Source organism: Arthrobacter arabinosi (assembly GCF_054511115.1).
In genome coordinates this window covers 184,735-209,198 of the sequence record NZ_JBTNDF010000001.1, presented here as the reverse complement: position 1 = coordinate 209,198, position 24,464 = coordinate 184,735, and the positions used below count along the sequence as shown (strand labels likewise).

Below are 24,464 nucleotides of genomic sequence, written 5' to 3'. Positions count from 1 at the left end.
CACGCTCCAAGCATAGAAGCACCATCGGGCAGACAAAGAACAAGGGTACTGGGTGCACTCCCTGGTCCTCTACAGGAACCCCCGGGGACGCGCCACCATTCCTCCCGGTTCCGGGCGCGCAGCGTGAGATACGCAACAGCCGGGCGCAGCCTCCCGTGCGCGGCGTCAGGTCCGGACGGGCAGGGTGGTCGGCTTGTGGGAGGGCCGCCGGGCCTCGAAGTCCGTGATGTGCTGCTCCTGCCGGAGCGTGAGACCGATGTCGTCCAGTCCCTCCAGCAGGCGCCACCGCGTGTAGTCGTCGAGCTGGAAGGGCGCACTGACCGAGCCGCAGTGCACCATGCGCGCCTCGAGGTCCACCGTGACCGTCGCGCCCGGCTCGTTCTCCAGGACCTTCCAGATGAGCTCGATGTCGTCCTGCGCCACCTGCGCTGCCACGAGCCCCTGCTTGCCGGAGTTGCCGCGGAAGATGTCCGCGAACCGGGACGACAGGACGGCTCGGAAGCCGTAGTCCTTCAGCGCCCAGACCGCGTGCTCCCGCGAGGATCCGGTGCCGAAATCGGGCCCGGCGACCAGGACGGAGCCCCGGGCGTAGGGCTCGCGGTTGAGGATGAAGTCCTCGTCCTTCCGCCAGCCGGCGAAGAGCGCGTCCTCGAACCCCGTCCGCGTGATCCGCTTGAGGTAGACGGCCGGGATGATCTGGTCGGTGTCGATGTTGCTCTGGCGCAGCGGGACGCCGATGCCGGTGTGCGTGGTGATCTTCTCCATGGGGGGCTCCTAGGCAGCGGTGACGGTGGGCTCGGCGGAGGGCGCGGCGTGCGCGCCCGTGCCGGGAAGCGGTCCCAGGTCCGACGGCGAACTGAGCGTGCCGCGCACCGCGGTGGCGGCGGCGACGACGGGCGACACCAGGTGGGTCCGGCCGCCCTTGCCCTGGCGGCCCTCGAAGTTCCGGTTCGACGTCGACGCGCAGCGCTCCCCCGGCGCCAGCTGGTCCGGGTTCATGCCGAGGCACATGGAGCAGCCGGCGAACCGCCATTCAGCGCCGAAATCCTTGAAGACGCGGTCAAGGCCCTCGGCCTCTGCCTGCAGGCGCACGCGGGCCGATCCGGGGACCACCATCATCCGCACGGCCGGGTCCTTCCGCCGCCCCTTGATGATGTCGGCGGCGATGCGGAGGTCCTCGATGCGGCTGTTGGTGCAGGAGCCGAGGAACACGGTGTCCACGCGGATGTCCTTCATGGGCGTACCCGGCTGCAGGGCCATGTAGTCCAGCGCCCGGCTGCAGGCGACCTTGTCGTTCTCGTCGGCGAAGTCGTCGGGCGACGGCACGGCCTGCGAGAGCGAGACGCCCTGGCCGGGGTTGGTCCCCCAGGTCACGAAGGGCTCCAGCTCGTTCGCGTCGAGGAAGACCTCGGCGTCGAACACGGCGTCGTCGTCGGTGCGCAGTTCACGCCACTCGGCGACCGCGGCGTCCCAGTCCGCGCCCTGCGGGGCATGCGGGCGGCCTTCCAGGTAGGCGAACGTCGTCTCGTCGGGGGCGACCATGCCCGCGCGCGCGCCCGCTTCGATGGACATGTTGCAGATGGTCATGCGCGCCTCCATGGACAGCGCCCGGATCGCGGAGCCACGGTACTCGAGCACGTAGCCCTGCCCGCCGCCGGTGCCGATCTTGGCGATCACGGCGAGGATGATGTCCTTCGAGGTGACGCCCGGCTTCAGCGTCCCCTCCACGGTGATGCCCATGGTCCTGAACGGCTTGAGCGACAGCGTCTGCGTGGCCATCACGTGCTCCACCTCGGACGTGCCGATCCCCATGGCGAGCGCCCCGAAGGCGCCGTGCGTGGAGGTGTGCGAATCGCCGCAGACGACGGTCAGTCCGGGCTGGGTGAGGCCGAGCTGCGGCCCGACGACGTGCACGATGCCCTGTTCGGCGTCGCCCAGCGAGTGGAGCCGCACGCCGAACTCCCTGCAGTTCGCGCGCAGGGTCTCGATCTGGGTGCGGCTGGTGAGGTCGGCGATGGGCTTGTCGATGTCCAGCGTCGGCGTGTTGTGGTCCTCGGTGGCGATCGTCAGGTCCGGCCGGCGCAGGGGACGGCCGGCGAGGCGGAGGCCCTCGAAGGCCTGCGGCGAGGTGACCTCGTGGACGAGGTGGAGGTCGATGTACAGGAGGTCCGGCTGCGCTTCCGCCCCGACGACGTCGCCCTTGCGCACCACGTGTGCGTCCCAGACCTTCTCTGCCAGTGTCTTGCCCATGCCGATCGTCCTTTTCCGCTCCGGCGTTCAGGCCCCGGGTGGAGGGCAGCGGCCGGAACTCATCGTGCGTCAACTCAACCAGCGCCCGGCGGCGAGTGCCAGTCAAACAGCTTGCGTCTCAGATTATGAGACGGCAGTATCATCCTATGGACAATTCTAGCGGTGTCGGAGTGATCGACAAGGCCGCCCTCGTGCTCGACGCCCTCGAGGCCGGGCCCACCACCCTCGCACAGCTCGTCGCCTCCACGGGACTGGCCCGGCCCACCGTCCACCGGCTGGCCCTCGCCCTCGCGCACCACCGCCTGGTCGGCCGGGACATGCAGGGCCGCTTCGTCCTCGGGAGCCGGCTCGTGGAACTGGCCTCGGCGGCCGGCGAGGACCGCCTGATCGCTGCGGCCGGACCCGTGCTCCTCGGCCTGCGGGACGCCACGGGCGAGAGCGCCCAACTCTTCCGGCGGCAGGGCGAGTGGCGCGTGTGTGTGGCGTCCGCCGAGCGTCCTGTGGGCCTGCGTGACACGATCCCGGTCGGGACCCAGCTGTCCATGAAGGCGGGCTCCGCCGCCCAGTGCCTCCTGGCGTGGGAGGACCACGACCGCCTGCTCAAGGGCCTGCAGGAGGCACGCTTCACGCCGACCGTCCTGGCCGGGGTGCGCCGCCGCGGCTGGGCGCAGAGCCTCGGTGAGCGGGAGAACGGCGTCGCGTCGGTCTCGGCCCCCGTCCGCGGCCCGTCGGGCCGCGTGATCGCCGCCGTGTCGATCTCCGGCCCGATGGAGCGCCTCACCCGCCAGCCCGGGCGGATCCATGCGGAGGTCGTCTCGGATGCTGCGCGACAGCTGACGCTCGCGGTGGCGAAGGCGGCGGACTGACATGGGCGACGACGCGCCCGCCCCGCACCGGTATGCGATCTTCCTGCGCGGCGTCAACGTCGGCGGGGTCACCATCCGCATGGCCGACCTCCGCGGGCTGCTCGCCGGCCTCCCGGTGGACGATGTCGCGACGGTCCTCGCCAGCGGCAACGTCACCTGCTCGTCATTGCTCGACGCCGGGCACCTCGCGGACCTCGTGGAGGAGGCACTGCGCGCCCGATACGGCTATCCGGCACGGGTGATCATCGTCGAGCGGGCCGACCTCGCCGCGATCGCGGCGTCGGTGCCGGCGTCGGACGCTCCCGACACCCACACGTACGTCACGCTGTTCTCGGGCCCCACCGAACGCGCGGCGTTCGTCGACGAGGCACGCGGCCTCGGCGAGGAGCCCGTTCCCCTCGCCGGGGGCACGGCGGTCGCGTGGTTCCCGCCGAAGGGGAGTTCGACCGACGTCCCCCTCGCGAAGCTGCTCGCCCGTGCTCGGCACGCGGCGCACTCGACGACCCGCACTATCCGAACCGTGGAGAAGGTGCTGCGCCTCCAGGCGTGAGCGGGGACTCGCCGCCGTTGGTAGTGTTCGACCACGCCGAGCGGACACCCGCGCCGACCCTGTCGAAGGATACCCATGCGACTCATCGCCCAGGACTGCCACCAGCTCGAGCAGCAGAAGGGCTCGCACGGCTTCGTGGTGGTCGGTGCGGGTCGCGCCGCCGTGGTCGACCCCGGAATGGCGTCGGGGTTCGACGGCGTCATCACGGAGCTGCGGGACAACGGGGCGGCCACCGGTCCGATCACCGACATCCTCCTGACCCACTACGACGTCGACCACGCCCAGGTGGCGCAGCGGCTTCAGGAAGCCCTCGGCGCGACCGTGTGGATCGGCTCCGCTGACGCGGACGTCCTGCGCGGTCGGCTCCGGCCGAAGACCGTGTTCCGGCGGGTCCTGCGGCGGATCGCCCGCGTCCGGCTGCCGGACGGCGCGCGGGAACTGACCGGCTCCGGCGAGATCTTCCCGGGGCTCGAGTACTTCCCCACCCCCGGTCACACCCCGGGCCACTATGCGTACCAGTGGCGCGGCGTCCTCTTCACGGGCGACGCGGCACGGGTGGCCGCGGACGGGAGTGTCCGGGACTTCTATGCGCCCCTCATCGACGACCGGCCCCTCGCCGCGCGGAGCGTCGAGGTCCTGGCCGAGCGCATCCGCTCGGGCTCGGTGGAGTGGGTCTGCTCGGGTCACAGCCCGATCGCCAGGACCCCGGCCCGTCCGTCCTGAGCCCTGCCGTTCCAGGGGCCCCCGTCCCCCGACACGGGCGATCCCGTCCCCGGCTGGTGCCCGGGACGGGATCGCAGGTGCGCTCAGCCGACCGACGACAGTGCGCGGTCCTTCAGCTTGACGAACTCGGGCTCCGAGATGGTGCCGGCGTCGAGCAGTTCCTTCGCCTTGGCGATCTCCTCGGCCGACGTCGGCGCGGCCACGCTCCGGACGTAGTTGTCCATGGACTCCTGCGCCGCCTGGCGGCTGGCCAGTTCGCGATCCGCCATCCCGCGTCCGCGCGCCAGGAGGTAGACCACGGCGGTGATCAGCGGGATGAAGATCAAACCGATCGCCCAGAGCACCTTCCAGCCGCCCGATAGTTCACGATCGCGGAAGAGATCGACGATTACCTGGAACAGCACGATCAAATAGGCGAAGAACACCATGATCGAGAAGGATAACCAGATAACGTTCCATATGTTCTCCCAGAATTCCACCTGTCCACTCCTGTCAGAATTGCTTAAAGCGCCGCGAGGACAGACGGACCGGCGCGGCTTGGGTACTCCAAGTGTCGTGAAAGGCCGGGGGACGGCAAAGGGCCGAAGGTCCTGAAGGCGCCGATCCGGGGCGGGTTCGGGCGCCCGTTCGGGAGGGATCAGGCAGGCCGGCGCTACCATGAAGCATGGATGCGAAAAGCATCGGGCAAGGCAGCCCAGCGTTCTTCCGTGAACTCGACAGAGCGCGCCGCCGTCGCGCCCTCCTCCTGTCGATCGTGCGGCTCGCCGCCTATTGCACGATCGTCCTCGGCCTGTATTCCGTGATTCCCGTCGGAGGGTTCAACCAGGAGAATCCTCTCGCCGCGTGGATCCGACTGGTCGTCGTCGTGCTCGTCTTCCTCGCAGCCATGGCCCTCGAACTGCAGCGGATCATGGCGGCCGAGATCCCCCAGATCCGGGCAGCAGAGGCCGTCGTCGAGATGATCCTGATCCTGCTGTGCCTCTTCGCGCTGCTCTACATCTCCATGTCGGAGGCTGACCCGGCGTCCTTCAGTGAGCCGCTCAGCCGGATCGACGCCCTCTACTTCACGACCACCACGTTCGCCACCGTGGGTTTCGGCGACATCACGCCGCGCACCGATCTGGCCCGGGCGGTCCTGGCCGTCCAGATGCTGGCGAACCTCGGCGCGCTGCTGCTGATCGGGAAGGTCGCCTTCTTCGCGGCCTCGAAGCGGCTCACCCGATAGCCCGGCCCCTCGCCGGTGAGTGCGTCAGCCGTGCCGGGACGCCGCGCGCACGGCGGCGCTGAAGGCGTTGCTGCGCTCCACCTCGTCCGCCACGGGCTGCAGGACGACGTCGTCCGCCACCCGCGCGCACGCGTCCAGCAGCTTCCGGCGCACCCGGCCGGCGCGCCTGGCGGCCCCCCATCGGGCCAGGAGCGCCGCGACGACGCCGAGCAGGATGCCGGCCGCGAGCCCGCCGAGGATCAGCAGGGTGGGCAGCGGGAAGCCCTCCACCCGGGGTACGTCGAGGGCGGGCAGCTGCAGGAACGCGAGGCCGGCCAGCAGGCCGAGCCAGCCGAGTCCGGCCACGAGGGCCGCGAAGGCGACCCACTGGAGGACACCGAAGATGCCCCACCACCTCCTCCGACCGGTCTCGAGGTCGGTACCGGTGACGGCGGCGTCGAGGGCGTCCGTGAGCTCCGTGGAGGTCTCCCGGGCGGCATCACGGACAGATGTGCGCCACGGCTCGGAGAGACCGCCCGTGGCGGCGTCCCCGAAGACCCGCAGGGCGTGGTCCACCCGCGCCTGCTGGGCCGGGTTCCCGACGGGGAGCGAGGACCGCCGCAGCTCCGGGACGAGATCCTGCTGGCGCAGGTTCAACCGGCGCAGCGGGTCCGGGCGGAGCCCGGCGAGCCAGCGGGTCACGGGCCAGCCCGTCGCCGCGTGCGCATCGCGCCGGTAGGCGCTCCGGACGGCGTCCACCACCACGGGCACGCCCGCGGCGGAGCCGAGTTCGCCGGCCAGGGCTGCCCGCGCGGCGGCCGTCGGCGCGCCGGTCCGCTCCGCGGCGAAGGGACGCAGCTCAGCGGCCGCCCGCTCGGCGTCAGCGGCGACCCTGCGCGTGGACGCGGCACGGCCCTCGGCGAGCTCCCGGATGGCTGCGGCGAGGTCGCCGACCCCCTGGCCCGTCCGGGCGGACACCGGGACGACGTCGACCCCCGCCAGTCCCTCGCCCGCCAGGATCCCGGCGAGGGAGGACAGCACGGCGTCGAGGTCCTGCGGGTCGAGGCGGTCGGCCTGGCTGAGCGCGACGAGCGTCACCGCCTCGTGGGTCGCGAGCTCGCGGAGGAAGCCGTGGTGGAGCGCTGCGTCGGCGTACTTCTGGGGATCGACCACCCAGAGCAGGACGTCGACCTGGCCGGCGAGGCGCTCGACGGTCTCTCGGTGCGCCGCTGCCGTGGAATCGAAGTCGGGAAGGTCCAGCAGGATCAGGCCGGCGGTATCGGGCGCCAGGGGCGGCGCCGTCCTCGCCGCCTCGTGTGCGGCAGCCGGTGTCACGCCCTTCCGCCGCCCGCTGAAGAACCGGCGGAGCATCCCCCGGCGGTCGGAGGCCGCTCGGGTCGCCGCAACCACCGGACCGGCCGCGGCGTCGTCGGCGGAGCCCCCGGAGCCGGCGCTGTGAGCGCCCCGCCCGGCCCGGTGGTCCTGCCCGTCGCCGGGGGGCTGACCCGGCGGGCCGGAAAGCGCGCGCCCGGCCGGCGCGGCGTCGGTGCTCGGTCCTCCGGATGGGACCGTCTCGAGCACGAGCGGCGCCGGGAGCGGGCCTCCCCCGACGAGCGGGGCACCCTGCGGCAGGGCGACCCGCTGCCGGACCTCCAGCCAGTCGAGCAGCTCGTCGCTGCCGCTGGGCCCCCAGACCAGGGCGAGCGGTTCCGACGTCGTCGGGCGCCGCGCGGCGACCCGTGCCGCCACGGTTCCGCTCAGCGCGTTCACGAGCGAGGACTTGCCGCTGCCGGTCGGCCCGAAGACGCCGACCACGGTGTGGTCCGCCGAGAGCGCGCGGCGCCGGCCTGCGCGCTCCAGCATCCGGTGCAACCGGTCGAGCTCCTCCTCGGGGAGCCGGTCCTCGCCCAGCTCGTACGCCTCCCGCAGGTGCGTGAGCACCTCGGTCAGCGTGGCCGCCCGAGTCCGGGTCTCCTCCCCGGGACGGCTCATACGTCCTCCCCCGCCGCGGAGGGCTGGGCCGGCAGCGCGGTGCGGAGGCGACTCGCCAGGACCGTGAGCGCCTCGGCCGGGGTCTGCAGCGCGAGGGGCTCGAGGCGCCGGAGATACGGTTCGCGTTCGCGGCCGAACAGCGCGTCGACGCGCTGGTACAGGTTCTTCCGGGCCGTGGCGGCCAGGCGGCGGACGGCGTCGTCGCCGAAGACCGCCTCCAGGAGCTTCTGCCCGGCGACCGCCGACGCCCCGGCGATGCCGATCTCGCCGCCCGTGAGTCCTCCGGTCGACGCGAAGACCACCACCATCAGTGCCACGGCGATCCCGTTGACACCGAAGGAGAGCATGCGTGCCGTGAACCGCTTGTCCGCGCCCTCGGCCTGGACGAGCAGCAGGATGTCCTGCTGCCACTCCCGGATCTCACGGGCCACCTCCGCCGAGAGGGCGGTGCCGTCCCAGGGCGGGACGCCCTCCAGCAGGACCCGGCCGGCGTGGTCGGCGCGCCAGCGGCGGCGCGTCGACTCGTCCGCTCGGGCCGCCTGCTCCACGATCACCGTCTGCAGCCCGCTGCCGATGGCGTCGGCCACGGTCGCCGCGGGAGCCGGTCGTCCCGTGAAGAACGCGCTGACCCGGTCGCGGGCCCACCCGATCTTCGTCTCGAGGCCGCGCATGAATTCCCCGGTGCCGACGAAGTCCTGCCAGCGGGCGAGGACCTCCCCGCGCAGCAGCAGGCCGTCCTCCGTCGCGGCGAGGACCTCAGTCAGGGCGTCCCCGTAGGCGACCTCCACTCCTGCGAGCAGTGCGTCGGCGACGGACTGCTCCTGGCCGGCGGCTTCGGCGATGGCGTCGATGCGACCTGCGAGGGCACGCATCGCGCCGCTCACCGTCCGGCGCGCGATGTCCCGCCGCCCGTCGGCGTCGGCGGCCAGTGCCTGCAGCCAGCGGGTGATCGGTTCGACGGCGTCCGCGGGCAGCATGCGGGACGGACCGAGCGTCGTCTCCGGTACCACGAAGATCGGGGCGTGTCCGAGGTTCTCGGCCGACAGCAGCGTCAGCAGGTCGCTCCGGATCTCCTCCTCGACCCCGGCGGGCACGCGGTCCAGGACGACGGCCACGAGGACGTCCCGCCGTCCCGCCTCCGCGAGCAGGCGCCACGGGACGGCGTCCGCGTAGCGATTGGCCGTGGTCACGAAGATCCACAGGTCGGCCGCTGCGAGCAGCTGGCCGGCGAGCCGGCGGTTCTCGTCCGCGATCGAGTCGACGTCAGGGGCATCGAGCAGCGCGAGCCCGGGAGGCAGCGTCGGCATCGGGCGCAGGAGCAGGGTGTCCGCTCCCGCCGCCTGGTGGAGCAGCGCAGGCGCGCCGCTGGTAGGTGAGCCTGCCTCATCGCCGTCCGGTCCCTCGGACACGACTGTTCCACCGCCGTCGGCTGCGAGGCGGACCCGGCTGAGCGTGGGCAGGACGCGTGCGTCGTCGAACCAGGCTCCGTCGGCGGGGTGGTGGAGGAGGAGCGGCTGCCGGGTGGTGGGGCGTACGGCACCGGTGATGGAGACGGGCTGCCCCACGAGGGCGTTGACGAGGGTGGACTTCCCGGCCCCTGTGGAACCGCCGACGACGGCGACGAGCGGCGCGTCGAGGCTGGCCAGCCGGGGAAGGATGTAGTCGTTGAGCTGCGCGCGTGCAGCCACTGCTGATTGCCGTGCCTCGACCGATCCGGGGAGTTCCAGCGGGAACGCGAGACTCTCGAGTGCTCCGCGCACTTCGCGGAGCAGCGGGGAGAGCCCGCGGGCTTCGCCGGCCAAGGGGGGTGCGCTCATGGATCCATCATGCCAGTCCCCTCCCCTGCGGCCGGGAGGTTCGCGCCCTCTTCCCAAATTCGGGATCGTCCCCATGAAGGGATGCCCCGGATACCAAGAAGTCCCGGACATCGTGGTGATGTCCGGGACTTCCCGGTGTCCTGACGGACCGTGCCCTTGCGGGCTGATGTGACCCCAGCGGGATTCGAACCCGCGTTACCGCCGTGAGAGGGCAGCGTACTAGGCCGCTATACGATGGGGCCAGTACTTTCCATCCTACTATGTGTTGCACCGTGCTTGTGCCATCCCGCCCCGAAGGGCCGAACCGCGCTGGGGTACCAGGACTCGAACCTAGAATGTTGGTACCAGAAACCAGTGTGTTGCCAATTACACCATACCCCAATGGCACTTCTCGAAGACCCGATCGTGCTGGGTTCCGCTCGCGTAACCGCTCCGCGCCGAGAAACAACTTTACCGGACGGAGGGCAGGAACTGCAAAACGGGCGTCAGGCCCACGATCCGCGGGACCTCCACCGTGCATCCGGCGTCGGCCGCCGACCCGCCGTCGGTGCCTGCGTCCCGGCCCGCGCCCGCACGGTCCAGCCAGACCCCGATCAGCCCGGCCGCCTGGGCTCCGACGGCGTCGACCAGCCGGTTGTCCCCGACGTAGAGCGTTCGCGCAGGGGCGGTTCCGAGCAGCCGGGCCCCCTCGTGGTAGATCGCCGGTTCCGGTTTGGCCACGCCCACGGTGTCGATGCCGACGAGCGTCGCGATGCGCTGCAGTCCGGCATGGTCCAGTTTCGCCCGCTGGTAGTCGTGCACGTTGTTGCTGACTGCTCCGTATGGGATGCCACGCGCGTCCAGCTCGTCCAGGACGGGCACGACGTCGTCGTACGCCCTGAAGTGCAGGGGCAGGGTCCGCTCGTACGCGCGCACCCACGCCTCCGCCACGTGCCCCGCGAAGGGCTCGGGGGTGAAGGCGGCGCGCGCATGCCTGACCCTGTGCACCCGCTGCTCCTCGAAGGTGACGTCCCCGGCGAGGAAGCGGTCGTAATGCCGCTGCGGGTCGGTCGTGTACAGCGCCTTGTAGCGCGCCCAGTCGTCGTCGCTGAGGTGGTTCAGGGCAGGATCGGGGATGGCCTGGAGCGTGTGCCCCATGGCCCCTTCGAGGTCCACGAGGGTGTCGTCGATGTCGAACAGCACGCCCTCGACGCCCGGGAAGCCCCCGGCGTCGGGGCCGGCCGAGACCGGCACGGCGGCGCCCCGGCCGGCCGCCATCACGCCGCCGACGCGCGCAGCGCGCGGACGCGGGCGATCGAGGACTCCCGGCCGAGGATGACCATCGACTCGAACAGTGGCGGGGAGATCCTGCGGCCGGAGATCGCGGTCCGCACCGGACCGAAGGCGAGCCGCGGCTTCAGGCCGAGCGTGTCCACCAGAGCACCGCGCAGCGCGGCCTGCAGTGATTCGGCGTCCCACGCCGGGCAGCCCTCGAGGGCGGCCAGGGTGGCGTCGAGCACCTCGCCGAGGTTCTCCGGCAGTCCCTTCCGGGCGTCGTCCGCGATGTCCACGGCGTCGTCGGCCTTGAACAGGAACCCCAGCATCTCGGGAGCCTCGCCGAGCAGGGTGATGCGCTCCTGGATGAGCGGGGCGGCCTCGGCGACGATGCGCAGCTCCTGCTCGGTGGGGTCCGCGCCGATGAGGCCGGCGGCGGCGAGGTACGGCAGGAGGCGGGAACGGAACTCACCCGCATCCAGCAGCCGGACGTGCGTGCCGTTGATCGCCTCGGCCTTCTTGAGGTCGAACCGGGCGGGGTTGGCGAGGACGTCGTGGACGTCGAACTCCTCGACGAGCTGATCGACCGAGAAGATGTCCTGGTCCGCCGACAGGCTCCAGCCGAGCAGTGACAGGTAGTTGAGGAGCCCCTCGCGGATAAACCCGCGCTCGCGGTGCAGGAACAGGTTGGACTCGGGATCCCGCTTGGACAGTTTCTTGTTGCCCTGGCCCATGACATAGGGCAGGTGTCCGAACAGCGGCAGGTGCTGGGCGACCCCGATGTCGATCAGCGCCCGGTACAGCGCCACCTGGCGGGGTGTGGAGGACAGCAGGTCCTCGCCGCGCAGGACGTGCGTGATGCCCATCAGGGCATCGTCCACGGGGTTCACGAGCGTGTAGAGGGGCGCGCCGTTGGCCCGGACGACGGCGAAGTCGGGCACGCTGCCGGCGCGGAACGTGATCTCCCCGCGCACGAGGTCCGTGAAGGTGATGTCGTCGTCGGGCATCCGCAGGCGCAGGACCGCGGGGCGGCCGGCGGCGCGGAAGGCGTCCTTCTGCTCCCCGGTCAGGGTGCGGTCGTGGTTGTCGTAGCCGAGCTTGACGTCGCGCCCCGCGGCACGGTGGCGCTCCTCGACCTCCTCGGGCGTCGAGAAGGACTCGTAGAGGTGGCCGGCTTCGACGAGGCGGTGGATGACGTCCTGGTACAGCTCGCCGCGCTCCGACTGGCGGTAGGGAGCGTGCGGGCCGCCCACCTCGACGCCCTCGTCCCAGTCGATGCCGAGCCAGGTCATCGCCTCCAGCAGCTGCTGGTAGCTCTCCTCGCTGTCGCGCGCGGCGTCGGTGTCCTCGATGCGGAAGATCAGCTTGCCGCCCGTGTGGCGGGCGTACGCCCAGTTGAACAGCGCGGTCCTGATCAGCCCGACGTGGGGCGTCCCGGTCGGCGACGGGCAGAATCGGACCCGGACGGGCGTGGCATCGGTGACGGTGGGGTACTCAGCGGCAGTAGTCATGGTGGTCCCATTCTAGGTGGGACCGGGAGCGGCGCCTGTGCGCCGTCGGACCCCGGATGCGAGGCCCGACGGCGCACAGGCCGTCAGCGGCGGCCCGGGTTGGACAGGCGTCCGATGCCCTCGATGTCGACGTCGTACCGCTGGCCGTCGGTGATCGTGCCGACCCCGGCGGGCGTCCCCGTCAGGATGATGTCCCCGGGCAGGAGGGTGAAGGCCTGCGAGACGTAGGCCACGAGCTCGCGGACACCCCAGATCATGTCGCTCGTGGAACCGTCCTGGCGGAGTTCGCCGTCGAGGCTCCCCCGGATGGTGAGGTTCTCCGGGTCGAGGTCCGTCTCGATCCAGGGCCCGATCGGGCAGGACGTGTCGAAGCCCTTGGCGCGCGCCCACTGGTCGTCGGTACGCTGGATATCGCGCGCCGTCAGGTCGTTGGCGCAGGTGTAGCCGAAGACGACGTCGTCCACGCGCTCCAGCGGGACGTCCTTGCAGATGCGGCCGATGACCACGGCGAGTTCTGCTTCGTAGGAGATCTCGTCCGAGAAGGACGGCAGCATGACCGGATCGCCCGGACCGACGACGGATGTGTTCGGCTTGAGGAACATGAGCGGCGCGGCCGGCGTCTCGCTCCCCATCTCCCGGATGTGATCCGCATAGTTCCGGCCCACGCCGACCACCTTGCTGCGGGGAATGACGGGCGCGAGGAGGCGGACGTCCGCCAGGGCGTGGCGGGCACCGGTCAGCTGGATGCCGGCGTAGAAGGGGTCGCCCTGGATGACGGCGACTTCCTCGCTGCCCTCGGTCCCTTCCACAACGCCGAACATTGGGTCATCATTTACGACAAAGCGTGCAATTCGCATGCCGCAAGCCTAGCGCGAGCCCTCGTGACGGGGCGTCCCGGCGGTCGGCGGCCCAGCCGGGGGTCATGCGGAGATACCGCGGGCACTCCCTCCCCAGAGAGAGGGTGCCCGCGGTATCAGTTCTGGTTCAAATAAGCTTTCGCAGCTCCAGGTTGCTAACGGAACCGTAGAGCACGCCGAAAGGTTTAGTAGGGCCAGCCGTTGACGCGGTCGAGGGAAGAGACGGGAGCGACTTCCCCGGTCTTCGCCGGAGCAGCGTTAGCCACTGCTGCCGTTCCTGAGACGACAAAAACGGACAGCATGACGGCGGATACAAGGCGCTTCATAATGGACATCCTTCGAGCTTGGGGACAGGGTGGGCGAGCGCAACTCAATACCACAAGTGGCCCGGTAAACAGCGTAAGCCACTCCAGTCACTTTGGTAACACCTCTGGCTCTTTTTTTTTGCCACTTTTGTTCTTGATGCCTTACGCGTTGCCGGAACCAATACTGTGAAGGAAGCGAACAGGTCATTCGAACAACGGAAGGCAATCATGGCACTGCCGGACTCCCGTAGCGAGCAACTCATGATCGAACTGCAGGCAAGGGACGCGTGGAACCAGCGCGACTACGTGAAGGCGCAGGAGTTGGCTGAGCGTGCGGCGGGCGTCGCTGCCGGCTCCGCAGACGATGCAGGTTGGTGGAACGCCACATTCCTCGTCTCCGAAGCCCTGCGAAAGCAAGGACGAATGCAGGACTCCACTGACATCGCTGAGCGGCTGGAGACCCACGCTTTGACGAGGCAATCCAATGCCCTGAGCGCCAGGGTGGCGACACTGAGGTCTTTCGCCTTGCAAGGCACAGGGAATCTCGCTCTCGCCGTCGCATCCGCTCGTGCGGCAGTGGACTTCGCGGATGAAGAACCCGGCCAAAAAGGCATTCGGATGGAAGCACAGAACGCTTTGATCGCCTCACTGGCAGACAGCGACCAACTGGAGGAGGCCTGGAAGGAATGCCTGGTCCTGGCGCAACTGCTGTCCACAGAGCCACCTACGCAGACGGTGGGCTTGGGCTACTGGGCCATCGGCAACGTGGCGTTCCTCCTCAAACACATCTCCGAGGGGGTCAACTACCACGGTCTAGCCGCGAAAACACTGTCGCCCTCGAACGATCTCGACCTGTGGGCGCGCTTCAACAGAGGATCTGCGCAGTTCCGCCTGGCCGCCGGAGTCGTCGAACCCGAAACCCTTGAATGTATCGAACGCGCAGAACTAGCGAGTTCGATCGTGGGCGGGACCGAGCGGGACCGGCTGGAGCTCCGCCTGACCCGGGCCCAGTGGCTGGTCCTCACGGGGCAGTTCGAGGCCGCTGCCGGCCAACTGGCCGAGGTGATCGAGAAGAAGAGTCTGCTCGCCACGCATATGGCCGCACAGGCACACTTCCTCATGGGGCAGGCATCGTCTCCGAGAGGCATGGAACGCGAAGCCGTTTCCAACTTCGAAGCCAGTGAGGACCTGTTCCTGCAGTCCGGCGCTGAAGACCGCGCATCCAGCGCCCGCGCGTTGATCGAGTCCATCCAGGGGTGAACCGCGCACGTCGCCCGTCTTGCTGATGTCAAGGGGAATCTTGCCCGAATCAACCCGAACGGACGTCGGCCTCCGGGCGTAATGTCAGAGCCATGCCCCGGCCGGGTCGGGCGTTTTCCCCCATTACTCCCACCCCGGCTGGGGTTCCACGAGCGCCGTCCTGCGGCAGCGGCCACAACGCGCCGCCAGAACACGCACCTCCCCGGATTCGCCGCCCAGCGGAATGTACTCTGGGAGCGATGAGCGCTGAGAACAAGGACCCCCGCCTGGCGATGCTCGTCGAGAGCATCGTCCGGCTGTCGCGCGGAGAACTGAGCAGCCGGATCGAACCCTCGAGCGCCCGGGACGAGGTCGACGCCGTGATCACCGGCGTGAACCTGCTGGCCGAAGAACTCGAGCAGGTCTACGAGCAGTTCGAGAAGCGTGTCGAGAGCCGGACGGCGATGCTCCGCCAGGCGCACCTCGACATGATGAAGATGGCGATGTCCGACGCCCTCACCGGTCTCGCGAACCGTGTGGCCCTCATGGATGGCATCGAGGAGGCGCTCAGCCAGGTGGCGACCCACGGCGCCGAGCCGCCGGCCCTCCTGCTCCTCGACCTCGACAGCTTCAAGAACGTCAACGACCGTTTCGGACACGACGCGGGAGACCGTGTGCTGCGGGAAGTCGCGAACCGGCTTCTCGGCGTGGTCCGCGAGAGCGACCTGGTGGCACGGCTCGGCGGGGACGAGTTCGCCATCCTGCTCCCCGGGGCCACCATGGAGATCGCCATGCAGGTGGCCCGCCGCGCACTGGACGCGCTCGGGCAGCAGATGCATCTCGACTCCCTGTACATCCATTCACGGGCGAGCATCGGCGTGCGCCTGGGAACCGCCGACCAGACGGCGGACGATCTCCTCCTCGACGCCGACACAGCGATGTACGCGGCGAAGCGTGAGGGCCGCAACATCATCAAGGTCTTCGAACCCGTGATGCTCTACTCGCGGCAACTCCGCAGCCAGATGGCCACCGAGCTACGGGACGCCATCAGCTCCGACCAGCTCGTCCTGCACTACCAGCCCGTCGTCGAGCTCGCGACCAACCGCATCCTCGGCGTCGAGGTCCTGGTGCGGTGGCAGCACCCCCTCCGCGGGCTGATCCCGCCGGACACGTTCATCCCCCTCGCCGAGGAGATCGGCGTCATCCACGACCTCGACCGGTGGGTGATGTCCTCATCGCTGCGGCAGCTCGCCGTCTGGCGCAGGGAGCTCGCGCTCGACGACGACTTCCAGCTGCGGGTCAACCTCTCCGCCGTCGAACTCAAGCAGCTGGATCTCGTCGACCACGTCAGGATGCTGCTCCGGGAGCTCGGGGTCCCGGCCCACAGCCTCGTGGTGGAGATCACCGAAACCGCGATCGTGACGCGCGGGGAGGTCGAGATGTACTCGCTGCTGAGCCTGCAGCAGCTCGGCGTCGGGATCGAGATCGACGACTTCGGCACGGGCTACTCCTCCATCAGCTACCTGCGGGAACTGCCCGTCAGCATGGTCAAGGTGGACCGCTCGCTCCTCGTCGAGCTGAACACGAGGCCCGGTCAGCTCGACTTCGTCGCCGCCATCCTGCAGCTCATCCGTGCGGCCGGCCTAGAAGCCGTCTTCGAGGGCATCGAGACCCGGGAACAGGCCGACCAGCTGCGCTCCATGGGCTGCGCCAGCGGTCAGGGTTACTACTTCAGCCGCCCGCTGCCCGCGAACGAGTCGACGGCACTGCTCGCCTCCACGCGGTACCTCCGGACGAGCGAGGGCAGCGACGCCGCGGAGCCCGCGCAGGCGCCGTCGCTCTGACTCCCCCGAAGACCCGATCGCGCCGCTGCGCGTGAGGCCCCGGAACGACGGCGGCGCCCGCCCGTCCCGCGCGGGGAGGACGGGCGCCGTCGTCGGTGTCCGAGGAACGGATCCGAGGATCAGACCAGGCGCGTGAGCCAGCCGTGGGTGTCCTCGACGACCCCGGTCTGGATGCCGAGCAGCTGGCTGCGGATGGACATGGTGACCTCGCCGGCGGGAGCTCCCTCGGCGCCGATGAACTCGTCACCGTCGCGCAGGCGGCCGATGGGCGTGATGACCGCGGCCGTACCGCAGGCGAACACCTCGGCGATCTCGCCGCTCGAGACGCCGTCGCGCCATTCGTCCAGCGTGATCTTGCGCTCGCTCACGTCCAGTCCCCGGTCCCGGCCGAGCTGGATGATCGAGGAGCGGGTGACGCCCTCGAGGATGGTGCCGGAGAGGGCGGGGGTCACGATCGAGCCGTCGCGGAACACGAAGAACACGTTCATGCCGCCCAGTTCCTCGACCGCGTTGTCGTTGAACTGGTCGAGGAAGAGCACCTGCTTGCAGCCGTGCGCCTCCGCCTCGAGCTGGGCCGCGAGCGAGGAGGCGTAGTTGCCACCGGCCTTCGCCGCTCCGGTGCCCCCGCGCCCGGCGCGTGCGTAGTTCCGGGACACCCAGATGTCCACGGGCTTCACCTCGCCGCCGAAGTAGTTCCCGGCGGGCGAGGCGATCACGCGGTAGGACACCTCGCGGGCCGGCCGGACGCCGAGGAACGCCTCGGTGGCGATCATGAAGGGCCGGAGATAGAGGCTCTCGCCGTCACCGGACGGGATCCACTCCTGGTCCACCGAGACGAGCTGGCGCAGGGATTCGAGGAAGAGTTCCTCGGGCAGCTGGGGCAGGGCGAGCCGGATCGCGGAGCGGTTCAGGCGCGCCGCGTTGGCGTCGGCGCGGAAGGTCCAGACCGATCCGTCCGCGTGGCGGTAGGCCTTCATGCCCTCGAAGATCTCCTGGCCGTAGTGCAGGACGGCGGCCGCGGGATCGAGGGCGATCGGCCCGTAGGGCTCCACGCGGGCGTCGTGCCAGCCGCCGACACCCGACGCGTCGACGCTGAAGTCGACGATCGCCGTGTGGTCGGTGAAGAAGTTGCCGAAGCCGGGGTTCGCCAGTACCGCCTCCCGCTGCTCGGCCGACGCCCGCTGCGTCGACAGGTGCTGGGCGAAATGGGTATCGGTGGCTGTCATGGTTCCTCCGCGCTGGAACGGACTGCACGCGCGGCTCGGCCGCCGTCGTCCGTCGGTGGTCAGTGCTCCGGCACTGGGTTAATGATGTGTAACCACCTTAGGACACGGCTGCGGCAATAGCATCGCCGATCGCCGAGGTGCTCCGCGCACCCGAGCGTGCGGCGATGTCCTCCTCGACGGCCCGCTCGATCCGCACCGCGTGGTCTGCGAGGCCGAGGTGCTGCAGGAGGAGCGCCGCGGAGAGGATCGCCGCCGTCGGGTCGGCGAGCTGCCGGCCCGCGATGTCCGGCGCCGAGCCGTGCACGGGTTCGAACATGGACGGGGCGGTGCGGTCCATGTTGAGGTTCGCCGACGCCGCGAGCCCGATGCCACCGGTCACGGCCGCCGCGAGGTCGGTCACGATGTCCCCGAACAGGTTGTCGGTGACGATCACGTCGAAGCGCGCCGGATCGGTCACGAGGAAGATCATGGCGGCGTCGACGTGCAGGTAGTCGTGGGCCACGTCCGGGAACTCGGCGGCGACGGCCTCCACGGTGCGCTTCCACAGGTGGCCGGCGTAGACGAGGACGTTGTGCTTGTGCACGAGGGTGAGTTTCCTCCGGCGCGCTGCGGCCCGCCGGAACGCGTCCCGCACCACGCGCTCGACTCCGTGCGCCGTGTTCAGGGACACCTCGGTGGCCACCTCGTGCGGCGTGCCGCCGCGCAGCGTCCCGCCGTTGCCGGTGTAGGGGCCCTCGGTCCCCTCGCGGACGACGACGAAGTCGATCGCCCCGGGGTCCGCCAGGGGACCGGGCACCCCGGCGAACAGCCGGGAGGGGCGGAGGTTCACGTAGTGGTCCAGCGAGAACCGGAGCTTCAGCAGGAGTTCGCGCTCGATCAGCCCCGAGGGGATGCGGGTGTCGCCCGGAGCGGCACCCACCGCCCCGAAGAGGATGGCGTCATGGCTCCGGAGCCGGTCGAGGGTCGCGTCCGGCAGCGTCTCCCCCGTGGCGAGCCAGTGCTCGGCGCCGAGCGGGTACTCGGTGAGGGCGAGCTCGACGTCGTCGCCGACGGCCGCGCGCAGCACCTTCACCGCCTCGGCGGTCACTTCGGGCCCGATCCCGTCTCCGGGGATGACGGCGAGGTCGATACGGCGGGTTGCGTCAGTCATGGTCCCAGCGTAGGAAAGCGCTCCGGGCGGCAACAATCCGTCCGCAGGGTGAGACGACTCCACCCTGGGTCTGATGTGTGCCGCCGAGCGTCCCGCCTAGAGTGGGACCCCATGGACATCCACCTGCGGCTGGCGCGCTGGGTCCGCACGCATCCGCGAACCGTCGATGCCGGCCTGGTACTGGCGATCCTCTTCGTGTTCGTCCTGCCCTTCGCCGCCGACAGCATCGAGGGGTACACGCTGACCGTCGTCGTGTCCGCTGCGCTGACCGTCCCGCTGGTGTGGCGCCGCTCGCGCATCGTCCTCTCGGCGGGGCTCGTCGCCGGCGTCTCCGTGGTCCAGCTTGTCACGGGGATCGAGCCGGTGCCGGCCCAGTTCATCATCCTCATCACGCTCTTCACCCTCGCCGCCCACGGTCCCCGGTGGGCGAGCCTCGGGGGGCTGGCACTGGCCGTCGCCGGCACGTCGATCGGGCTGGTGCGGTATGCCGACCTGATCGGGCTCGGCCGGGGCCAGCCGGTCCTCACCACCGTGCCGCTGTTCCTGATCCTGCTGTTCCTCGTGGAATCGCTCGTCCTGCTCGCCTGGACGCTGGGTGATCTCTCGCGCTCACGTCGCCTGACCTACCAGGCCCTCGAGGACAGGACGCGCCGGCTCGAGGTGGAGCGGCAGCAGGAACGGGACCTCGCGGCGGCGGACGAACGCAGCCACATCGCCCGCGAGATGCACGACATCGTGGCCCATTCCCTGTCCGTGATCATCACGCAGGCCGACGGCGCCCGGTACGCCAGTGCGCAGTCTCCGGAGGTCGCCGTCCAGACCCTCGGGACCATCGCCGACACCGGGCGGGGCTCTCTCCGCGAGATGCGGCGGCTGCTCGGGGTGCTGCGCGGGGACGAGAGTGCATCCACCCGCCCACTGCCGACGCTGAACGACGTCGACTCCCTCATCCGGTCGGTACGCCGGTCCGGGATCCGCGTCGCGTGCCGCCGCATGGGTGTGCCGCGCGGCGACCTGCCGCCCGGCGCGGAGCTGACCGCCTACCGTGTGGTCCAGGAGGCGCTCACCAACGTGCTCCGCCACGCCGGGGTGGCCACCACAGCGGACGTGGTGCTCGACCACGGTCCCCGGGGGCTCAGCATCACGGTCGACGACGACGGCCGGGGCGCCGCGGCGGATCCCGCCACCGCGGGTGCGGGCCAGGGGATCCTGGGGATGACGGAGCGCGTGCGGCTCTACGACGGCTCCTTCGCTGCTGCTCCCCGCACCGGTGGCGGCTACCGGGTGGAAGCCTTCATCCCCTACACGCAGACCTGATGCGCTCCGGGCCGGAGTCCGGCACCACCCAGCACGTCGATCAGAGGAGAACACACAGAGCATGGACAGCATCACCGGGACCGCTGCCGGCGACCACCTCGCAGCAGGGACAGCCGACGCCGCCGAGCCCATCCGCGTGGCGATCGTCGACGACCAGCACCTCGTCCGTAGCGGGTTCGCCATGCTCATCAACTCCCAGCCCGACCTGCGGGTGGTGAGCGAGGCAGCGAACGGCGAGACCGCGGTGAGGGCGCTCGCGACCACGCGCGCCGACGTCGTCATGATGGACGTCCGGATGCCGGGTATGGACGGCATCGAGGCCACCCGGCGGATCCTCGCCGACCGCACCCCGTCGGCCGGTGGGGCCACCGGGGGTGCCGCGGCCGGCCCCCGCATCGTGGTGCTGACCACGTTCGACCTCGACGAGTACGCCCTGGCGGCGATCCACGCCGGGGCCAGCGGGTTCCTGCTGAAGGACGCGCCGCCCGAGGAACTGCTCGAGGCGATCCGGACGGTGCACCGCGGGGACGCCGTGATCGCACCCTCGACGACGCGCCGCCTGCTCGACCACGTGGCGCCGCTGCTGCGGCAGCCCTCCCCCGAGCAGCACGCCCACGCGGAGGCCGTGGCGCGCCTCACCGTCCGCGAGCGCGAGGTGTTCGGGCTCATCGCGCAGGGCCTGTCGAATCCGGAGATCGCCGCGAAACTCCACCTCTCGGAGGCGACGGTGAAGACGCACGTGGGTCACATCCTCGCCAAGCTCGAGGCACGGGACCGCGTGCAGGCCGTCGTCATGGCCTACGAGACGGGCATCGTCCGGCCGTGACCGGCAGGTCCGCACGACCGGCGCGGAGCGGCCGGGGCCCCCGGGTGGAGACCGCGGGCGTGCGGCTCATCCCACGGGAGGAGACTCCGGCCCTGTCATCCCCGACCCGGCGCCGATCCGCCGGACGGCGGGCGTCCCTAGCGTGGAAGCATGACGATATCCACGAATCTTCCCGGGGCGATCCCGGGCTCCTCGGCGCCCCCCTCCGGCGCCGTCGCCGCGCGCGCCGTGTCCAAGAGCTACGGCCGGGGTGAGACCGCTGTCCACGCCCTCCGCGACGTCACGCTCGACTTCGAGCCGGAACGCTTCACCGCCATCATGGGACCGTCCGGTTCCGGCAAGTCCACCCTCATGCACTGCCTGGCCGGCCTGGACAGCATCGACACCGGCCGGCTCTGGATCGGCGGCACCGAGATCACCGGGCTCCCCGACGCCGCCCTGACGCGCCTCCGCCGCGAACGCGTCGGCTTCGTCTTCCAGGCCTTCAACCTCGTCCCGACCCTCACCGCCGAGCAGAACATCACGCTGCCCGTCGCGCTGGCCGGCGGCACCGTGGACACCGCCTGGCTCCAGCAGATCTCGTCCTCGCTGGGCCTGGGTGACCGGCTCTCCCACCGCCCGCACGAGCTCTCCGGCGGCCAGCAGCAGCGGGTCGCCGTCGCCCGCGCCCTGCTGACCCGGCCCGATGTCATCTTCGGTGACGAACCCACCGGCAACCTCGACTCGGCGACGGGGGCCGAGGTGCTGTCCCTGCTCCGCCGGAGCTGCAGCGAGATGGGCCAGAGCATCATCATGGTCACGCACGACCCCGTCGCGGCGTCCTACGCCGACCGCGTGGTCCTCATGAAGGACGGTGCGCTGATGGGCGAACTCCAGCAGTCCACACCCGACGCGATCCTCGGTGCGCTCACGGCGCTGGGGGCCTGACATGCTGCAGGTAGCCCTCGCCCAGGTCCGGGTCCATGCCCGGCGCTTCCTCGCCGTCGGCCTCGCCGTGATGCTCGGCGTCGCGTTCCTCTCCGCGACCCTCATGGTGGGCGCGACCACGAAGGCCAGCCTCCAGGAGAGCATCGGAGCCTCCTACGCCCGGGCCGACCTCGTGGTGGCCGCGCAGGACGGCGGCTCCGTCCCCACCGGGGTGGCAGCGGACCTCGCCGCCCTCCCCGGCGTGGACGCGGTCCACGGACTCGAACGCGCCTATGGTCAGCTGACCACGGGCTCCCAGGACTCGCTCGCCGTCCTGACCACCACGGCCCCCTCGCGGCTCGAGACCGCGATCGTGACCTCGGGATCCTACCCGTCGGCACCCGGCCACGTTGCACTGGACGAGGACTCCGCGGCCCGTCTCGACGTCGTGCCGGGCGACACCGTGGCACTCGACACCGGCGCTCCCGCCACCTCGCCCGGCAATGCGCTGACCGTCACCGGCCTCACCCTGCCGAGCACCGACCCGTCACTGTCCGGCGCGGTGCAGGTCCTCGCCTCCCCCACGGTGGTGCGGGAGCTGAGCGACGGCCAGACCCTGTTCCGCACCGTGCAGCTCGCCCTGACGCCCGGGGCCGATCCCGCCGGGGTGCGCGTCGCTGCCTCCATGGCTGTCGAAGCCCTGCCCGCGGACGACCATGGCCCGCTGGTGGTCCGGACGGCGGCGGAGCAGACCGTCGCGGAGGTCGCCGAATTCTCGAACGGCAGCGATGTGCTCACCGGGGTCCTGCTCGCCTTCGCCGCCGTGGCGGTCCTCGTGGCCGGGCTCGTCATCTCGAACACGTTCTCGGTCCTGGTGGCCCAGCGCACCCGCGAACTCGCCCTCCTGCGCTGTATCGGCGCCGAGCGGCGCCAGGTCCGCGCCTCGGTCCTCGCGGAGGCCGCGATCGTGGGCGCTGCGTCCTCGGTGCTCGGCGTGCTGCTGGCCGCGGGGGTCATGGGCGTACTCGTCGCCCTGGCCCGGCAGACCGAGTACGGCTCCTTCGCGGTCCTCGCCGTGCCGGTGTCGGCCGTCGTGACCGGTATCGCCGTGGGCGTGCTGATGACCCTCCTGGCCGCGCTCGTCCCGGCGCGCGCCGCCACGCGCGTGGCTCCCCTCGCTGCGCTCCGGCCGGTGGAACCGCCGGCCCTCGGGAGCGGCAGCGGGCGCGTCCGCCTGGTCGCGGGCCTCGTGGCGGTCCTCGGGGGCGCGAGCATGCTCCTGCTGGGCGCTGTGTCCGTCGCCCTCGTCCCGGCCGTCGCGGGCGGCGCCGCCTCCTTCCTCGGCGTCATGCTCCTCGCCCCCTTCTTCGTGCCCCGCAGTGTCGCCGCCGTCGGCAGGATCGCCCGCCCGCTGGGCGTGCCCGGCACCCTCGCGTCGCTGAACGCGGTGCGCAACCCCGCCCGCACGACGGCATCCTCGGCGGCCCTGATGATCGGCGTCACCCTCGTCACCATGATGATGGCCGGAGCCCAGAGCTCCCGGGCGTCCCTGGAACGGGAGCTGGACGAGAACTATGCCGTCGACCTCGCGGTCGCGGTCCCCGGCACCGCGACGGCGACCCCCGCACCGGGAGACGAACCGCCCCGCGTCGACGGCCCGACGCTGCTGGAGGTGGACGGGGTGCGGACCGCCGTCGAGCTCACGCCCGTGATGCTCACGAGCGCGCGGGACGGCGCGCAGGTGGTCTACGCCGTGGACCCCGCAGAACTCGGCGGCGTCCTGCGCGGTGAGGGCGCCGCCCTCACCGACGGGGTGGTCCTCGCCCCGCAGACGTGGACGCAGACCGACGTGACCCTCGAGGGGGGCGACGGCCCCGCGACGCTCCCCGTCAGGGCCGTCGACGCCGTCTACTTCCAGCCGCTGATCAGCACCCGCACGGCGGAACGCCTCGGTGGTACCCCGGACGGAGCCCCGTCCGATTACCTGGGCACGACGGGGGACGCCGCGGCGGACCCGGTCCCGGGGGCCACCCTCGAGGACCATCTGGGCAGGACGTACTGGCTCAGGCTCGACGACGCCGCCGATGCGGAGTCGGTGACGGACATCCAGGCGCGGATCGTCGAGGCGACGGGCGTGTCCGAATACCAGGTGACGGGCGCGGCGCTGGAACGGGTGGCGTACAACCAGGTCATCGACGTCCTGCTCCTGATCGTGACGGCGCTGCTGGCCGTCGCCGTGCTCATCGCGCTGATCGGCGTCGCCAACACGCTCTCGCTGTCCGTGCTGGAGCGACGCCGGGAGAACTCACTGCTGCGGGCCCTAGGCCTCACCCGGGCCCAGCTGCGCGGGATGCTCGCCGTCGAGGCCGTGCTCATGGCCGGTGTCGCGGCGCTGCTCGGGACCGGTCTGGGCGTCCTCTACGGTTGGCTCGGCGCGCAGTCCGCCCTGGGCGGGCTGGCCCCCGTCAGCCTCGCGGTGCCGGTCGGGCAGATCGCGGCGGTCCTCGCGGTGGCGGTCGGAGCTGGCCTGCTGGCCTCCGTGCTGCCGGCACGCCGGGCGGCCCGGCTGTCACCGGTCGCCGGGCTGGCAACCGACTGACGCCCGTCGCGCCGTCCTCTCCGACTCC

20 protein-coding genes and 2 tRNA genes are annotated in these 24,464 nt (G+C 70.9%); 10 read left to right on the top strand and 12 right to left on the bottom strand.

What is annotated here, in order from left to right; translation table 11 throughout:
* Positions 1-165: 165 nt before the first annotated feature.
* Positions 166-765: a 3-isopropylmalate dehydratase small subunit gene (leuD, locus tag ACX80P_RS01005; RefSeq protein WP_459276165.1), complete on the bottom strand. Its 600-nt coding sequence runs from the start codon at positions 763-765 to the stop codon at positions 166-168.
* Positions 766-774: 9 nt separating this feature from the next.
* Complete coding sequence (gene leuC / locus ACX80P_RS01000; protein WP_459276164.1) at positions 775-2,250, bottom strand: 3-isopropylmalate dehydratase large subunit; 1,476 nt, start codon at positions 2,248-2,250, stop codon at positions 775-777.
* Positions 2,251-2,396: 146 nt separating this feature from the next.
* Here leuC and ACX80P_RS00995 point away from each other — a divergent pair, with 146 nt between their 5' ends.
* From ACX80P_RS00995 to ACX80P_RS00985, 3 genes are all read left to right on the top strand, one after another.
* Positions 2,397-3,116 carry an IclR family transcriptional regulator gene (locus ACX80P_RS00995; RefSeq protein ID WP_459276163.1) on the top strand — a complete coding sequence of 240 codons (720 nt, stop codon included), beginning with the start codon at positions 2,397-2,399 and terminating at the stop codon, positions 3,114-3,116.
* A gap of 1 nt (position 3,117) precedes the next feature.
* Positions 3,118-3,666 (top strand): DUF1697 domain-containing protein, encoded by a 549-nt coding sequence (locus ACX80P_RS00990; RefSeq protein ID WP_459276162.1) that lies wholly within the window; start codon positions 3,118-3,120, stop codon positions 3,664-3,666.
* 75 nt (positions 3,667-3,741) lie between these two features.
* A complete protein-coding gene (locus ACX80P_RS00985; RefSeq protein WP_459276161.1) occupies positions 3,742-4,389 on the top strand; it encodes an MBL fold metallo-hydrolase in 648 nt (215 codons plus the stop codon).
* An 83-nt stretch (positions 4,390-4,472) separates the two neighbouring features.
* On the opposite strand, the gene ACX80P_RS00980 is transcribed toward ACX80P_RS00985, so the two are convergent.
* Complete coding sequence (locus ACX80P_RS00980) at positions 4,473-4,817, bottom strand: SHOCT domain-containing protein (protein ID WP_459276160.1); 345 nt, start codon at positions 4,815-4,817, stop codon at positions 4,473-4,475.
* A 236-nt stretch (positions 4,818-5,053) separates the two neighbouring features.
* On the opposite strand from ACX80P_RS00980, the gene ACX80P_RS00975 reads away from it, so the two are divergent.
* Positions 5,054-5,614 carry a potassium channel family protein gene (locus tag ACX80P_RS00975; protein WP_459276159.1) on the top strand — a complete coding sequence of 187 codons (561 nt, stop codon included), beginning with the start codon at positions 5,054-5,056 and terminating at the stop codon, positions 5,612-5,614.
* Between the two features lie 24 nt (positions 5,615-5,638).
* Here ACX80P_RS00975 and ACX80P_RS00970 read toward each other — a convergent pair whose 3' ends face one another.
* The 7 genes from ACX80P_RS00970 to ACX80P_RS00940 form a co-directional block, all read right to left on the bottom strand.
* A complete protein-coding gene (locus tag ACX80P_RS00970) occupies positions 5,639-7,585 on the bottom strand; it encodes a GTPase (protein ID WP_459276158.1) in 1,947 nt (648 codons plus the stop codon).
* Positions 7,582-9,402 carry a dynamin family protein gene (locus ACX80P_RS00965; protein ID WP_459276157.1) on the bottom strand — a complete coding sequence of 607 codons (1,821 nt, stop codon included), beginning with the start codon at positions 9,400-9,402 and terminating at the stop codon, positions 7,582-7,584. Before ACX80P_RS00965 ends, ACX80P_RS00970 begins: the two co-directional genes overlap by 4 nt.
* A 169-nt stretch (positions 9,403-9,571) precedes the next feature.
* Positions 9,572-9,644: transfer RNA gene (locus ACX80P_RS00960), tRNA-Glu, on the bottom strand.
* A 67-nt stretch (positions 9,645-9,711) separates the two neighbouring features.
* Positions 9,712-9,783 (bottom strand) — tRNA-Gln (locus tag ACX80P_RS00955).
* Between the two features lie 69 nt (positions 9,784-9,852).
* Positions 9,853-10,659, bottom strand: a complete 807-nt coding sequence (locus tag ACX80P_RS00950; protein ID WP_459276156.1) for an HAD family hydrolase — start codon at positions 10,657-10,659, stop codon at positions 9,853-9,855.
* Positions 10,659-12,167 carry a glutamate--tRNA ligase gene (gene gltX / locus ACX80P_RS00945; RefSeq protein WP_459276155.1) on the bottom strand — a complete coding sequence of 503 codons (1,509 nt, stop codon included), beginning with the start codon at positions 12,165-12,167 and terminating at the stop codon, positions 10,659-10,661. Before gltX ends, ACX80P_RS00950 begins: the two co-directional genes overlap by 1 nt.
* A gap of 83 nt (positions 12,168-12,250) precedes the next feature.
* Entirely contained in the window at positions 12,251-13,024 is a 774-nt protein-coding gene (locus ACX80P_RS00940; protein ID WP_459276154.1) for a fumarylacetoacetate hydrolase family protein, read from the bottom strand.
* A 566-nt stretch (positions 13,025-13,590) separates the two neighbouring features.
* On the opposite strand from ACX80P_RS00940, the gene ACX80P_RS00935 reads away from it, so the two are divergent.
* Together ACX80P_RS00935 and ACX80P_RS00930 are read left to right on the top strand one after the other, a co-directional pair.
* Positions 13,591-14,589, top strand: coding sequence for a hypothetical protein (locus ACX80P_RS00935; protein WP_459276153.1), 999 nt, complete (start codon positions 13,591-13,593; stop codon positions 14,587-14,589).
* A gap of 239 nt (positions 14,590-14,828) precedes the next feature.
* Positions 14,829-16,412, top strand: coding sequence for a putative bifunctional diguanylate cyclase/phosphodiesterase (locus tag ACX80P_RS00930; protein WP_459276152.1), 1,584 nt, complete (start codon positions 14,829-14,831; stop codon positions 16,410-16,412).
* A gap of 119 nt (positions 16,413-16,531) precedes the next feature.
* Here ACX80P_RS00930 and ACX80P_RS00925 read toward each other — a convergent pair whose 3' ends face one another.
* Positions 16,532-17,638 (bottom strand): branched-chain amino acid aminotransferase, encoded by a 1,107-nt coding sequence (locus tag ACX80P_RS00925; RefSeq protein ID WP_459276151.1) that lies wholly within the window; start codon positions 17,636-17,638, stop codon positions 16,532-16,534.
* A gap of 97 nt (positions 17,639-17,735) precedes the next feature.
* Positions 17,736-18,788, bottom strand: a complete 1,053-nt coding sequence (locus ACX80P_RS00920) for a 3-isopropylmalate dehydrogenase (protein ID WP_459276150.1) — start codon at positions 18,786-18,788, stop codon at positions 17,736-17,738.
* Between the two features lie 111 nt (positions 18,789-18,899).
* On the opposite strand from ACX80P_RS00920, the gene ACX80P_RS00915 reads away from it, so the two are divergent.
* The 4 genes from ACX80P_RS00915 to ACX80P_RS00900 all read left to right on the top strand — a co-directional run bounded on the left by ACX80P_RS00915 (position 18,900) and on the right by ACX80P_RS00900 (position 24,436).
* Positions 18,900-20,105, top strand: a complete 1,206-nt coding sequence (locus ACX80P_RS00915) for a sensor histidine kinase (protein ID WP_459276149.1) — start codon at positions 18,900-18,902, stop codon at positions 20,103-20,105.
* Positions 20,106-20,241: 136 nt separating this feature from the next.
* Positions 20,242-20,931 carry a response regulator gene (locus ACX80P_RS00910; RefSeq protein WP_459276774.1) on the top strand — a complete coding sequence of 230 codons (690 nt, stop codon included), beginning with the start codon at positions 20,242-20,244 and terminating at the stop codon, positions 20,929-20,931.
* A gap of 150 nt (positions 20,932-21,081) precedes the next feature.
* Positions 21,082-21,858, top strand: a complete 777-nt coding sequence (locus tag ACX80P_RS00905) for an ABC transporter ATP-binding protein (protein ID WP_459276148.1) — start codon at positions 21,082-21,084, stop codon at positions 21,856-21,858.
* A gap of 1 nt (position 21,859) precedes the next feature.
* Positions 21,860-24,436, top strand: a complete 2,577-nt coding sequence (locus ACX80P_RS00900; protein WP_459276147.1) for an ABC transporter permease — start codon at positions 21,860-21,862, stop codon at positions 24,434-24,436.
* Positions 24,437-24,464 lie beyond the last annotated feature (28 nt).

Coding starts and splice junctions, on each gene's coding strand:
- leuD (WP_459276165.1), bottom strand. CDS start 765: ATGGAGAAGATCACCACGCACACCGGCATCGGCGTCCCGCTGCGCCAG.
- leuC (WP_459276164.1), bottom strand. CDS start 2,250: ATGGGCAAGACACTGGCAGAGAAGGTCTGGGACGCACACGTGGTGCGC.
- ACX80P_RS00995 (WP_459276163.1), top strand. CDS start 2,397: ATGGACAATTCTAGCGGTGTCGGAGTGATCGACAAGGCCGCCCTCGTG.
- ACX80P_RS00990 (WP_459276162.1), top strand. CDS start 3,118: ATGGGCGACGACGCGCCCGCCCCGCACCGGTATGCGATCTTCCTGCGC.
- ACX80P_RS00985 (WP_459276161.1), top strand. CDS start 3,742: ATGCGACTCATCGCCCAGGACTGCCACCAGCTCGAGCAGCAGAAGGGC.
- ACX80P_RS00980 (WP_459276160.1), bottom strand. CDS start 4,817: ATGGTGTTCTTCGCCTATTTGATCGTGCTGTTCCAGGTAATCGTCGAT.
- ACX80P_RS00975 (WP_459276159.1), top strand. CDS start 5,054: ATGGATGCGAAAAGCATCGGGCAAGGCAGCCCAGCGTTCTTCCGTGAA.
- ACX80P_RS00970 (WP_459276158.1), bottom strand. CDS start 7,585: ATGAGCCGTCCCGGGGAGGAGACCCGGACTCGGGCGGCCACGCTGACC.
- ACX80P_RS00965 (WP_459276157.1), bottom strand. CDS start 9,402: ATGAGCGCACCCCCCTTGGCCGGCGAAGCCCGCGGGCTCTCCCCGCTG.
- ACX80P_RS00950 (WP_459276156.1), bottom strand. CDS start 10,659: ATGGCGGCCGGCCGGGGCGCCGCCGTGCCGGTCTCGGCCGGCCCCGAC.
- gltX (WP_459276155.1), bottom strand. CDS start 12,167: ATGACTACTGCCGCTGAGTACCCCACCGTCACCGATGCCACGCCCGTC.
- ACX80P_RS00940 (WP_459276154.1), bottom strand. CDS start 13,024: ATGCGAATTGCACGCTTTGTCGTAAATGATGACCCAATGTTCGGCGTT.
- ACX80P_RS00935 (WP_459276153.1), top strand. CDS start 13,591: ATGATCGAACTGCAGGCAAGGGACGCGTGGAACCAGCGCGACTACGTG.
- ACX80P_RS00930 (WP_459276152.1), top strand. CDS start 14,829: ATGAGCGCTGAGAACAAGGACCCCCGCCTGGCGATGCTCGTCGAGAGC.
- ACX80P_RS00925 (WP_459276151.1), bottom strand. CDS start 17,638: ATGACAGCCACCGATACCCATTTCGCCCAGCACCTGTCGACGCAGCGG.
- ACX80P_RS00920 (WP_459276150.1), bottom strand. CDS start 18,788: ATGACTGACGCAACCCGCCGTATCGACCTCGCCGTCATCCCCGGAGAC.
- ACX80P_RS00915 (WP_459276149.1), top strand. CDS start 18,900: ATGGACATCCACCTGCGGCTGGCGCGCTGGGTCCGCACGCATCCGCGA.
- ACX80P_RS00905 (WP_459276148.1), top strand. CDS start 21,082: ATGACGATATCCACGAATCTTCCCGGGGCGATCCCGGGCTCCTCGGCG.
- ACX80P_RS00900 (WP_459276147.1), top strand. CDS start 21,860: ATGCTGCAGGTAGCCCTCGCCCAGGTCCGGGTCCATGCCCGGCGCTTC.